10 protein-coding genes are annotated in these 13,051 nt (G+C 39.5%); 8 read left to right on the top strand and 2 right to left on the bottom strand.

Translation table 11 applies throughout. The features are described 5' to 3' along the window. Positions 1 to 325: 325 nt before the first annotated feature. Complete coding sequence (locus tag HMPREF9145_RS14095) at positions 326 to 451, top strand: hypothetical protein (RefSeq protein ID WP_007134072.1); 126 nt, start codon at positions 326 to 328, stop codon at positions 449 to 451. 19 nt (positions 452 to 470) lie between these two features. Continuing rightward, on the top strand, positions 471 to 1,124 hold the full coding sequence (rpe, locus tag HMPREF9145_RS00725) for a ribulose-phosphate 3-epimerase (RefSeq protein WP_021824391.1): 654 nt from the start codon (positions 471 to 473) through the stop codon (positions 1,122 to 1,124). A 58-nt stretch (positions 1,125 to 1,182) separates the two neighbouring features. On the opposite strand, the gene HMPREF9145_RS00720 is transcribed toward rpe, so the two are convergent. Further along, positions 1,183 to 1,779, bottom strand: coding sequence for a sigma-70 family RNA polymerase sigma factor (locus HMPREF9145_RS00720; protein ID WP_007134074.1), 597 nt, complete (start codon positions 1,777 to 1,779; stop codon positions 1,183 to 1,185). A gap of 702 nt (positions 1,780 to 2,481) precedes the next feature. On the opposite strand from HMPREF9145_RS00720, the gene HMPREF9145_RS00715 reads away from it, so the two are divergent. The 6 genes from HMPREF9145_RS00715 (at position 2,482) to HMPREF9145_RS00690 (ending at position 11,368) form a co-directional block, all read left to right on the top strand. Then, complete coding sequence (locus tag HMPREF9145_RS00715; protein WP_021824435.1) at positions 2,482 to 5,712, top strand: SusC/RagA family TonB-linked outer membrane protein; 3,231 nt, start codon at positions 2,482 to 2,484, stop codon at positions 5,710 to 5,712. Between the two features lie 10 nt (positions 5,713 to 5,722). Then, positions 5,723 to 7,558: a RagB/SusD family nutrient uptake outer membrane protein gene (locus tag HMPREF9145_RS00710; RefSeq protein ID WP_021824349.1), complete on the top strand. Its 1,836-nt coding sequence runs from the start codon at positions 5,723 to 5,725 to the stop codon at positions 7,556 to 7,558. An 86-nt stretch (positions 7,559 to 7,644) separates the two neighbouring features. Continuing rightward, the gene (locus HMPREF9145_RS00705; RefSeq protein ID WP_036906119.1) at positions 7,645 to 9,195 is read left to right on the top strand and encodes a DUF4957 domain-containing protein; all 1,551 of its coding nucleotides are present in this window, start codon (positions 7,645 to 7,647) and stop codon (positions 9,193 to 9,195) included. A 519-nt stretch (positions 9,196 to 9,714) separates the two neighbouring features. Then, a complete protein-coding gene (locus HMPREF9145_RS00700; RefSeq protein WP_021824365.1) occupies positions 9,715 to 10,290 on the top strand; it encodes a cytidylate kinase-like family protein in 576 nt (191 codons plus the stop codon). Positions 10,291 to 10,300: 10 nt separating this feature from the next. Further along, the gene (locus HMPREF9145_RS00695) at positions 10,301 to 10,669 is read left to right on the top strand and encodes a CidA/LrgA family protein (protein ID WP_007134079.1); all 369 of its coding nucleotides are present in this window, start codon (positions 10,301 to 10,303) and stop codon (positions 10,667 to 10,669) included. Between the two features lie 15 nt (positions 10,670 to 10,684). After that, complete coding sequence (locus tag HMPREF9145_RS00690; protein WP_021824443.1) at positions 10,685 to 11,368, top strand: LrgB family protein; 684 nt, start codon at positions 10,685 to 10,687, stop codon at positions 11,366 to 11,368. 217 nt (positions 11,369 to 11,585) lie between these two features. Here HMPREF9145_RS00690 and HMPREF9145_RS00685 read toward each other — a convergent pair whose 3' ends face one another. Next, entirely contained in the window at positions 11,586 to 13,013 is a 1,428-nt protein-coding gene (locus HMPREF9145_RS00685) for a glycoside hydrolase family 57 protein (RefSeq protein WP_021824412.1), read from the bottom strand. Between the last annotated feature and the right edge of the window lie 38 nt (positions 13,014 to 13,051).

Here is a 13,051-nt window from a genome sequence, read left to right as displayed (position 1 = left end):
AACGTAAAGTGACGGAAATCACACGATAAAATAATGTAGATTACACGATAAACTGACATAGATTGCAAAATGTAATGATATGCATAGCGATAAACTTAGATTTTATTTCGTACAAAACCAGCTCTATTTATGGTGATAAAAAATAAAAGATAAAATTGTAACTTGAAATTTCTGATTTTGCACAATATATCCCATTATCCTACGTTCTAAGGGTAAATGTGGAATGTTTGACAACCGAACAACTCGAACAAAGTTGGAAATTGGTTGGTGATTACAAAAGAATCCACTCAAAAAAGAACAAAAACGACGCCAAAACAGAATGCCTATGAAATGTTTTTCGCCAAAAGAATCGTTGCCGTCTGAAAAGACTTTGCAACTTATTAAACAGATAGCCTACACCTATCGGGTGGCTCGTGTGAACGGAAAGAATACGGCATTCTGTCTCAATTAAATTCAAAAATCAAATACGAATGAAAACTTTAGTTTCGCCATCTCTATTGGCAGCCGACTTTCTTCATCTGAAAGATGAGATTGAAATGATTAACAATAGCGAGGCAGACTGGTTACATCTTGACGTAATGGATGGGGTTTTTGTGCCCAACATATCGTTTGGCTTCCCTATTCTTGAGGCAGTTAGCAAGGTTTGTAAAAAGCCTTTAGACGTTCATTTCATGATTGTTCACCCCGAACAATACATCGAACAGACAGCTAAGATTGGTGCAATGATGATGAATGTACATTATGAAGCATGTACCCATTTGCATCGAACCATCCAACAAATTCATGCTGCTGGGATGAAAGCGGGAGTCACCTTAAACCCTTCAACGCCTGTGTTCATGCTCGAAGACATTATCCGTGACGTTGACATGGTACTGCTAATGAGTGTCAATCCCGGTTTCGGTGGACAGAAATTCATAGAGAACACCATCCGAAAGGTAGAGAGATTGCGTCGCCTAATCAATGAAACAGGGTCGCATGCACTCATAGAAGTAGATGGTGGAGTGCAAGCCGAAACAGCCCCACGACTTGTGAAAGCTGGGACCGATGTACTGGTAAGTGGAAGTTATGTGTTCAAGAGCACAGACCCTTATGCTACTATCGAAGCCTTGAAAAAACTGAAATAACAAGATGCTATTGGTTGGATTATAAAATGATATGTAGTAATCCAACACATTTTCCGTGTTAAACCATCTGCAAGGTGATTTCATTTTCCTTCACCATGCGACGCAAATTTAGGATTGCATAGCGCATACGCCCAAGACTGGTATTAATACTTACGTTTGTCATCTCAGCGATTTCTTTGAACGAAAGTTGCTGATAATAACGCATATAAACCACTTCTCGTTGTGAAGCAGGCAAGAAATTCATCAGTTTTTTCACATCTTTCAACACCTGTGCATTGACATATTGACTCTCAATGTCCATCGAATAAAAGTCGTTTGTGCTGATGTTAGAGAGGTCGTTATCATCAGAAGTGTCTACAATCTTTTGCACTTTCAGTCCACGATAAAGGTCCATGATGACGTTATGTGCAATGCGCATCATCCAAGCGCTAAACTTTCCGCTTGGTGAATACTTCCCTTCTTGCAGCTTAGTGATAACCTTTACAAACGTCTCTTGAAAGAGATCATCAGCAATTTCGCGGTCGCGCACTACGAAAAGGATGTAGGAAAACAATTTTGATTGATGTCGAAATAATAATTCATCAAATGCCCGATTGTTGCCATTCACATAGTCCATGGCCAACTCTTCATCAGTCATTACATTTAGATTCTTCATTCCTTAAAACTTTAATTCTAAGTAAAATTGTTCTATAGGCGCAGTTGTTATAATGTGAATATACGAATTTGTGCTGATGTAGTTCAAGACTTTTTCAACTAAGAAGAACGCAGTCATCTCGTCAAATGTAAAGGGCTACACGATGCAAAGATAGATTAAATTTCACGTTCTGCCAAATTTTTCAAATAAAAAAGAGGTTGGAGCAGGAAGCACCCAACCTCGAAAGCGATTTAGAAAAGCTCTAAATCATTAAAAAAATATGTGACAAATATAAGTTATATGAATGAGAAAAACAAATTTTTCGACTGGAAAATTACTTTTTTAACATCTTCATGACGAAATTATATATATATAATGACTTTATAAGGAAATTTAGATAAAAACTTAAAAGATTATTAATCAGAGGTAGAAGTGGTTTCTTGAATCACATAAAATCATGAGACCAAATGGGAACTCTATATCAAAGAAAGGGATAACTGAACTAAAAAATGAATTGCAAAGCCATAAAATAAGGTGAAGAATAAGGCTATGAAGCGTATGATTCATTTTGTTTTAAAAGACATAAATCACGTAACGAACTCATGAAATGAAGAAAAAATCGTTTTAATATTAAATATTTTAACGTTTAATATTGTTCGATATAAATTAATTTATTAATTTTGTAATCGTAATATTATACTAATCTAATAAAACAAAAAAAGTATGCTTATTCAATTGAAACCAATTCGGATTGCGCTAATTGGCTTCCTATTGCTACTTGTAGGGAATCTATCTGCGCAGACAATCAAGGGAACCGTGAGTGAGAAGTCTGGCGAACCGATCATCGGAGCGACGGTGATGGAAACTGGAAGTCACGGAAATGGTGTTATCACCGACCTTGAAGGAAACTTTGTTCTCACGTTGAAAGGGAACACAAAGAAAATCACAGTATCTTATGTCGGCATGAAAACGCAGACATTAAGTGTTGCTGGAAAGACTACTGTTGACGTTGTTCTTGAAGATGAAGCCACGAGTTTGAATGACGTAGTTGTCATTGGTTATGGCTCTGTAAAGCGTAAAGACATCACAGGTTCAGTGTCTACAGTGGGTAGTGAAGCGCTTGCTTCGGTACCAGTTGCCTCTGCTTCGGAAGCTTTAACAGGTAAATTGGCCGGTGTTCAGGTAAGCACCTCCGAAGGATCTCCTGATGCTACGGTGAAGATTCGTGTGCGTGGAGGTGGTTCAATCACACAAAGTAATGCTCCACTCTTTATTGTTGACGGCTTCCCTGTTGACGATATTAGCAACATTCCGGCTACAGATATAGAGGATATCACCGTGTTAAAGGATGCTTCTTCGACTGCAATCTATGGAAGTCGAGGTGCAAATGGTGTTATACTTGTTACTACAAAAAATGGTAAATCGGGTAAAGTGAATGTGAGTTACAACACATATTATAGTTGGAAAAAGATTGCAAAGAAGATGAATGTGTTATCTCCTTCTGACTATGCTAAATGGCAATACGAGCTGGCTTTACTCAAAAATGATAATAACCCAAGTAAAATCTCCTCTTATACAGATTATTTTGGCAATTATCAAGATATTGATTTGTACGACAATGTGAAAGGAAATGACTGGCAAGATATGACATATGGGCGAATAGGTCATACCTACAACCATAACTTAAGCATTACAGGCGGTACAGAAAACATAAAGTATTCCTTCAGCTATGCACACATAAATGACAAAGCTATCATGATAGGCTCAAACTTTAAACGTGATAACTTCAGTCTGAAACTAAACACAAAACCTTCAAAAAGAACTACCATCGACTTGCAAGTACGCTTTAGCGATACTAAAGTTCGAGGCGGAGGAGCCAATGATGCAAAGGGAAGTTACAATACAGATAAACGCTTAAAGGATGCTGTTATCTATCCCGTTATTCCACTAAAAGGATTGGATGAGGCCAATACTTCATTCGATGATAGCGATATGAACATATTCGATCCTATCACTTCTGCAGCAGATAACGACGAAAAAAAGCAGAATAAGAATTTCAATATGGCTGGAGCCTTTGGCTGGGAAATTATGAAAAACCTCACGCTGAAAACTGAATTTGGATATGATTACTACACGATGTATGATGAACGCTACTATGGTTTGACTTCATATCAAGCCAGAAACTATGCCGATCAAGCTTTCGCTGATCATCCATTAATTAGCCTTGACAACGATGTTCGTGAGAGATTCCGTAATACAAACACAATAAATTACGACTTCAAGAACCTCATTAAGAACAAAGATCACAGCCTAAACATGTTACTTGGACATGAATATATCATCACAAAAGAACATGAGAACATCAATCAAATTGTAGGCTTCCCCAAGACATACGATGCCGCAACAGCATGGCGTTTGTCCTCACAAGGCACAGCTTCTGGTACAAGTGACTTCTATTCTCCAGATGATAAACTACTCTCTTTCTTCTCCCGTGCGAACTATAGTTATAAAGATAAGTACTTAGCGAGCGTCACTTTCCGCGCTGATGCCTCTTCAAAGTTCTCTAAAGAAAACCGTTGGGGCTACTTCCCTTCAGCCGCTTTAGCATGGAGAATCACGAGTGAAAAGTTCATGAATAGCACGAAAAAGTGGCTTGATGACCTTAAAATTCGCTTGAGTTTTGGTACAGCTGGTAACAACAATATACCCTCTGGACAACTCATTCAGGAGTATATGACCTACTCAGCTACGTCATCTCAGCGTACTTGGGTGAATGGTTTTACGACCTTGTTAAGACCATCTAACTTCATGGCTAACCCCAATTTGAAGTGGGAAACAACGATAACTCGCAACATAGGATTAGACTGGACATTGTTCAATGGCAAGCTAAATGGAAGCTTTGAGTTCTATAAGAATACCACAAAAGACCTGTTAATAGCCTTCCCTGTGTCTGGAACTGGCTACGAATTCCAGTATAGGAATCTCGGAAAAACACAGAATTCAGGCTTTGAAACGACGTTCACTTGGCACGTTGTTAATAAGAGAAATTGGGGTATTGACCTAAGCGGTAATATCAATTTCAACCGAAACAAGATTATACAACTTGGCATAAAGGACTACTATAACGATACACATTGGGCATCAAGTGAAATCGATCCCGAGTATGTTGTAGCCGTTGGAGGCCGTGTTGGTGAAATCGTTGGTTATCAAAATGCTGGCCGTTACGAGGTTTCTGACTTCACAGGATATAATGCATCGACAGACAAGTGGACATTAAAAGATGGTGTTGATGATGCAACCGCTATCATAGGGAAACTTCGTCCGGGTGCTTTGAAACTAAAAGATCAAGATGGTGACCATAAGGTTACAGCGAGTGATAAAGTAAAAATAGGTGATGTTACCCCCGATTGCTTTGGTGGTTTCAACATCAATGCACGCGTTTACAACTTTGATTTGTCTGCACAGTTCAATTATTCTATTGGTAATCAGGAATACAATGCCAACAAAATAGAATATACAACAACTGGAAAATACATCTACCGAAACATGATTGACGTGATGAAAGAAGGTAAACGATGGACCAATCTCGACCCAGAAACAGGACTCTTATCTAATGATCCAGATCGTCTTGCTAAGCTAAATGAGCATACAACGATGTGGTCTCCCTATATGTCTAAAATGGTTTTAACTGATTGGGCAATAGAAGATGCATCATTCTTACGCTTGAATACGCTTACCATTGGTTACACCTTACCTAACCATCTGACGCATCGTGTTGGCATAAACAGCCTTCGTGTTTATTGCACAGGCTATAATCTGTTTACTATAACAGGTTATTCGGGTTTCGATCCTGAAGCAGATACCTTCAGAAAGACAGCGCTTACACCAAACGTAGACTATTCAGCTTATCCAAAGAGTCGTTCATTTGTTATCGGCTTAAATCTCAATTTCTAAACGAATCTCTATGAAAAGATATATCAATTACACATTATTGTCGGTTGTGGTTACAGGCATTGCCTTCTCTTCTTGCGATTTAGATGCCCCCACACAATCATCACTTGATGAATCAACGACATTCTCTACATACGCTCTTGCAGAGGCCGAGCTCATGTCAGTAAACGTTTCTTTCGGCGAAACTAACTCCTATCGAGGTCGCTTTTTGCCTTATTATGGCCTCAATAATGATGTGGAAGTAGGAAGTGGAACGCCGCCATCCAAGTCCAACGCTACAAACGAAAAGCAAAGCCTTTGGAACTTTGACACACCGGCAAACAATTCATTAATGAATACCGATAATAACGCTTATTCTAAGTTTTACGAGGGAATTGAGCGTGCAAACCTTGCAATTGCTGGTATCAGAAAGTACGGAAACATAGACAAAAACCCTGATATGGCTCAGCTGTTGGGTGAAGCTTTAACGCTAAGAGCAGTCATTTATACCGACTTAACAAAGGCTTGGGGTGACGTGCCTGCACGCTTTTCACCAAACAACAACGATAACATCTATTTGCCACGCACAAACCGTGACTCCATCTATAAGGTGCTTTTAAGCGATCTAAAAGAGGCAGAACGTTATTGTTATTGGCCAAATCAGAATGCAATTACAAAGACAACAGAACGCGTAAGCAAGAGTTTTGTGAAGGCTTTACGTGCCAGAATCGCTCTTTACGCCGGTGGATATGGCCTACGTGGTGATGGATATCGCCTTTCAAAAGACCCAGAACTGGCTCCTGAAAAGATGTATGAGATTGCACGCAAAGAATGTGAAGACGTCATCAACTCTGGCAAAAATGAACTTGGTTCATTCAAAGAGAACTTCACAAAACTTTGCCAAGACAACGTCACTGCAGGCGGAGAGAGCCTTTGGGAAATACCTTTCTCAGCAGGACGCGGCCGTGTTCTCTACACATTGGGTATCAAACATAATGCTAAAGACCAATATACGGGACAGGCACAAGGTGGTGTAAATGGCCCCACTCCTACCCTTTACTACGATTATGACACAGAAGATGTGCGCCGAGATATTACTTGTGTGCCTTACGAATGGGGTAAAGATCTTGACAGTAAGGGTAAAGCGTCAGTGCAGTTAAGGTCTATCAATAAATGGTGCTTTGGCAAATTACGCTATGAATGGATGAATCGCATCGTCACTTCTACTAATGACGATGGTGTCAATTGGCAGTATATGCGTCTTGCCGATGTTTATTTGATGGCAGCAGAAGCCGAGAATGCACTTGGAAACACAGCGAAAGCATGGACCTATATGGAACCCGTTCTTGCACGAGTACTTCCTTCTGCCAAGGTAATGGCACTCAAAACAAAGTACACAGCAAGTAAGAATGCGTTCTTTGAAGGCATTGTTGAGCAACGTGCTTTGGAGTTCGCAGGCGAGTCATTACGCAAGGCTGACCTCGTTAGATGGGGCATTATCGACAGCAAAATGGCTGAAGAAGTTGAGAAACTCAACGCACTTTCTAACCGCACCGGGCGTTATGCAGGCCTGCCTGATAAGGTTTATATCAATGCCACTACCGATGCAAATAACATCCAAGTCTATGGACTTAATAAGGGAGAAGATAATAACACCAAGATACAGGAACTGAAAAATGCCGGTTGGACATCTAAAAACTGGTTCGTAGATAATAAGACTGGCCTCAATCTTCTTACCGAAGACTACATCCAAGGCTTATATGTTGTCAAACCAAGCACCCATTGTCTATGGCCCATCTGGCAAACATTCATCAACAATAGCAATGGAATGCTCAATAATAATGGCATCTATGGCCAATTGTCTGACTAATAACAAGAAACAAAATGAAAACAAATCATATCATCACCACATGTTTGTTAGGCCTTTCTTTTGGCCTAACAGCCTGTGAAAGTCCTATGGAGGAGATTAAAAATATCATCTTCGATAGAGCATTTTCTCCTATAGATCTCGAAGCAAAAAACATCGGAGAAAGTAATGCAACCCTAAATTGGACAGCCTCATCAGGCGTGAAAAACTATCAGATTGAAGTCTATGCAGACGATAGTCTCACGTTTACTGGTAAGCCAACGCTTACCTTAAAAGTCAATAATCCAACGGTTAAGTTAGAGAATCTTGTATATGATACGAAATATTCTGCACGCGTAATGGCCCTTGATAGCGCTGATGTTTCACGCAATTCTAAGTGGAGTGAGGTTTATTTCCGCACCAGTGCACAACAGATTCTCACCTCATTCTCGCTTGAAGATGTTGGTGATAGAGATGTCGTTGCCCATTGGCCAGCAGGCGAAGAGGTTGATAACATCACAGTGTTTAACAAGACAACTGGCAATAAAGTAACTCAATACACACTGACAGAAAACGATAAAACTAATGGTCGTGCGCATGTAACAGGACTGCAACCCGAAACAGATTACACGCTCAAACTATATCGAAATGGCAAAGAACGCGGTTCAAAAAGCTTCAAAACCATTATTGATCTCTCGGGCGCAACTATCGTTCGCTCTACTGACAACTTTAGTGAGATGTTAGAAAATGCCACAGCTAATCAGGTATTTGCCTTGTATAATGGTACCTATAAGATTAGTGGTGGGTCTGGAGAAGATGGCGCAGGTAGTGCCGTTATCAATAAAGACATCGTCATTAAGGGTATATATCAGACTGCAAAGCCAAAGATTCAGGGACGCTTCCAATTGGAGAATGGAGCAGGATTGACATTAACCAACGTCATTGTTGATGGCACAAAGAATGCTTCTAACGACCAGTTCTTCAATTATAAGACGGCAACTAACTACAAGAAACTCGACATAAATAATTGTGAGTTCTATGGAGCGGTTTCGTCAGGCACAGTGATGAAGGGATTCTATTACATCAATGTAGGTGCTACTATCGAAGCCATCAATATTCAAAACTCATTCATCCACGACATCGTTTGTGATGGAGGCGACCTCTTTGACTGCCGAAAAGGCTATATAAAGAGCTTGAACATCAATAACAACGTTATCTATAATTGCGCTACTGAGCGTGATTTCATACGCTATGATGATGCTTCTAACAGCTTTGGCAACCCCATTCCGGAGATCAATATCACACAAAACACGATTGATAATTGTATGAATGACGCCAATGGTAAACGTATCCTCTATGTGCGGTTTAATGGAAAGAAAGGTGGTCAACGAATCAAAGTAGCCAACAATCTCATTACCAATACGAAGGCGGTATATACGAATCAGGCTACAACCTCTACGCCTGAATACCGCAACAACTATTATTTTAACTGCAATAATGCCAACATTTTTGCAGCAAGCGACAAAGATAATAGCCTCTATTGGAATGGAGATGTTTCTGGCAAGAATGGCGATAATCCCAACTATCAGAATCCAGCGAAAGGCCAGTTCACTGTGATGAACAAAGACATTAGCAAGTTGAAAGTGGGTGCACAGCGATAAAATCCGACACATTTCAAATCTAATTACATACAAAAGGCAGTCCATGCGAGGACTGCCTTTTTTTATTTCTCATGATGAATAGAATGTAAATGGGAAATAACGATAAGAGAATAAGAAAATATTTTCAGCCATTTTAATGCGTGAAACCATTCATTTTACTTCATCATTTGACGTATATCACGCCATAAAATGACACACTTTGCAAAACACCTCCTATGCTATTGATTACCAACAAGCTACATCTATATAACAAACCGAGCCTAACAAAACTTACAAATGCCCCTGCAATAGCCTACGCATAGGCCTTATCAAACCAACGCTTAGCTATAACTTTTTAACAAATTTGTGTAGAAAACTTCGATAAAAGCTTAAGAGAAACTACGTCTTTCCTACTTAACCTATAACACATAAAATACAACCAATCTTGCGAAATGACGAAAAAAAAATGATAAAGAAAGAATATCTATGAAATTATTTGTAATTTTGCAATGTCAAGATAACAATATAAAGTAAAATCCTATGATAATAACGATTGCACGACAATGCGGCTGTGGCGCGTTACACATTGGCGAACAGCTGTCTGCTTTCTATGGTATTCCATTCTATACCCGTAAGAATCTATTAGAGATGGTACGTCAAAAAGGAGTCTTAGAAGAGATGGATGACTTCTTTGAAGAGCGCCCAGTAGACGAACTTATGTTTGCAATCTCTCAGTTTGATGACGAACCTAAGGTTGCAAATTGTAAGGCGTTTGAGATTCTTTACGATTTAATTGGTTCGCAAGATTGTATTATCATCGGCCGATGTGGTAACTATATATTCAGAAATCGCAAGGATCTTGTCTCCATATTCCTAAAAGGTAGTCTTCAAGGTCGCATCTCTGCAATTGTAAAAGAGGAGCATATCAGTCATGAAGAAGCCAAACAATTTGTGCATGATTTGGATGAAAGCAGAGTGCGTTATCATAAGTATTACACAGGGATGAAATGGGGAGAAGCCAACGATTACGACCTATGTTTCGACAGTATACGCTTGGGTACGGAGAACTCTGCAGACTTTATAGAACAATATATACGTGAGATTAATCTAAAGTAAACGTGCAAAGATGAAGTTCATCAAACAATTTATCATCATCATCGCATTCACATTTATTGGAGAGCTTTTGCATTTTCTGATTCCATTGCCCATCCCTGCCAGCATCTACGGCATTGTGTTGCTCTTTATTGCGCTATTGATGAAATGGGTAAAAGTAAATGATGTGCGCGAAACAAGCATCTTTTTAATAGCTATTATGCCCGTGATGTTCATTCCGGCAGCGGTCGGTTTGATTGATTCTTGGGCTGAAATACGTTCAAATCTCCTGCAATACGTTGTTGTAACCACAGTGAGTACGTTCACAGTTATGGGCGCTGCGGGCTATGTTACACAACGAATCATTCGTAGAAATAAGAAAGAAAAGAAAGCAACAAAATAGGATAACAACAACAATATGCTAACAGATTCGATTTATTTCGGCGTATTAATCAGCCTTGGTTCATACGTAATAGGTATGTATCTCAGGAAAAAGACGGGATGGAGTTTTATGAATCCTCTACTGATTGCAATCATTTTAGTCATTGCCTGCTTGCTTTTGACCGGCGTAAGTTATGAAGATTATAACGTAGATTCAAACTGGTTGAGTTACCTTCTCACACCAGCAACAATATGTCTTGCCGTGCCATTGTATCAACAAGTGGAGCTTTTGAAGAAGAATTATAAGGCAATTATATCGGGTATTACGGCTGGAGTGGCGTCGAGTTTACTAACCGTTTTGCTCCTCGCCCTACTCTTTCGATTTGATCATGCCACGTATGCAACCTTCCTCCCTAAGTCCATAACGACTGCTATTGGCATGGGCGTTTCAGAGGAATTAGGTGGTTATGTATCGGTTACAGTGGTAGTAATCATTGTGTCAGGTGTATTGGGTAACATCTTCGCGGAGAAGTTTTTATCACTCCTTAAGATAGAGGAACCCATTGCAAAAGGTATCGCAATAGGAAGTGCTTCGCATGCAATTGGTACTGCAAAAGCTATGGAAATCGGAACCATTGAAGGCGCTACGAGCGGTCTTTCGATTGTTGTCAGCGGTATATTGACGGTAATTGGTGCCTCATTATTTGCATTAATCATGTAAATGTTACTTGACTTTTGGCATAAACAAGTTTGGATTGTTGACAATCCCCTTATTTATGATAGACTATCGACACACGTATTTTGAACACAAAGCTGTGCTATCATCAGCAACACTGACTTAGATTATATCATAAAGAGAAATTAGTTATACAAACAAAAGCACTCGGCGGACAACCGCCGAGTGCTTTTTTATGATGTAGTTAAATTGTGATAACTACCTATTTCTTATCTTTTTTCTGTTCTTCTACAGACTTTTTAGACTTAGTTGTAGGCTTTTTCGCCACCGGTTTCTTACTGGTTGACGGCTTCTTAGCCTTGGGTTCCTTCACTCCTTCTTTCTTATTTGCATCCTCTATCTTTTCTATTTTGGCCTGCAATCGAACGATTTCTTTATCCTTCATGGCCAATTCATCACCCTGATTCTTTATGGTTGTCAACAAACTCTCAAGTTCTTCATTTCCTATTTCGGCTGGATAGAGGTTATTGACACGAGTGATAAAGTCGCCCAAAATATTCATATAGTTGGTGAAAGCATCAAAAGGACTGCTGTAAATACCAAGATCTATGCCAATACGTGAAGGCTTTGTAGTCATAAATCTAAAGTTATTGCTGGCCTGAAGATAGTCCCAGTCTTGATTGATTCGTGCATCATTGGCAATTCTAACACGGTCGGCCACGCTATAAAGTTTATTGAAAGCTTCACGCTGCATAGGGTTCCCAAGCCATGAACTAACATCACGTTCTTCGTCAACCCAGCTTAAAGTGTCCGGAACACTTAATGTATCGACAGGTTTAAACGTACTACAGATTTCGGAAGGAGTAGAGAATGTAATATCCTTTTCCTTTGCACAAACAGGTAAAGCCTTAAAGAATTCGAGGATATTGCTGGACAAAGGTTGTGCAATTCCTAAGGCTGAAAGTTCCATAAAGATATTAATAACCTTCTCTTGCTCAGGCAATGACGCAATCTCATCAATGTAACGATCGGCAAACAATGGATATCCTGGCCAATCACGATTATTGAAACGCAAAGAAATATCATCGCTAAGTTGGATATCTCTCAGTAATAACTTCAACTGAGGAGCCATTGCACTGCTATAGATATAATGTGGAGACTTCCATCCTAAGACATGCTTTGCACCTTCAGTAAGCATACCTTTGAATCCCATTTGAGCTACTTGGAAGCCAATCTCATCGCTATAGATGAGTGAAGAGTTGCGAAGCACCTTCGGAGATTGGCCAAAATACTCTTTGATTTTAGTGCATTGCCGTTTTACTTCATCTGCAAAGCTTTCTTCGTTCACTAAAGAAGCAAGTCCATGTGAATAGGGTTCAGCCAAAAATTCCACACACCCCGTCTCGTTAAGCTCTTGTAATTTCTCCAACACTTGAGGGGCATGCATCTCTAATTGCTCCATACCCACACCGCTAAGTGAGAATGCTACCTTGAAATAATTACCGTTATTCTTAATCATTTCGAGTAGGGTGTTGAGTGCAGGCATATAGGAACGTTCTGCAATATCTGTTATACTATGCTCATTTTCATAGTCATCATAATAGTAATGGTCGGTTCCTATATCAAAGAAACGATAGCGTCTAAGATGTATAATCTGATGTATCTCGAAATATAAACAAATTGTTTTCATATTCTTTACTTGATGATTATTTGGTCAAACATTATATT

Origin of the sequence: Segatella salivae F0493, from assembly GCF_000477535.1 — a bacterium.
GTDB lineage: Bacteria > Bacteroidota > Bacteroidia > Bacteroidales > Bacteroidaceae > Prevotella > Prevotella salivae.
This window is presented reverse-complemented; position numbering and strand designations above follow the sequence as displayed.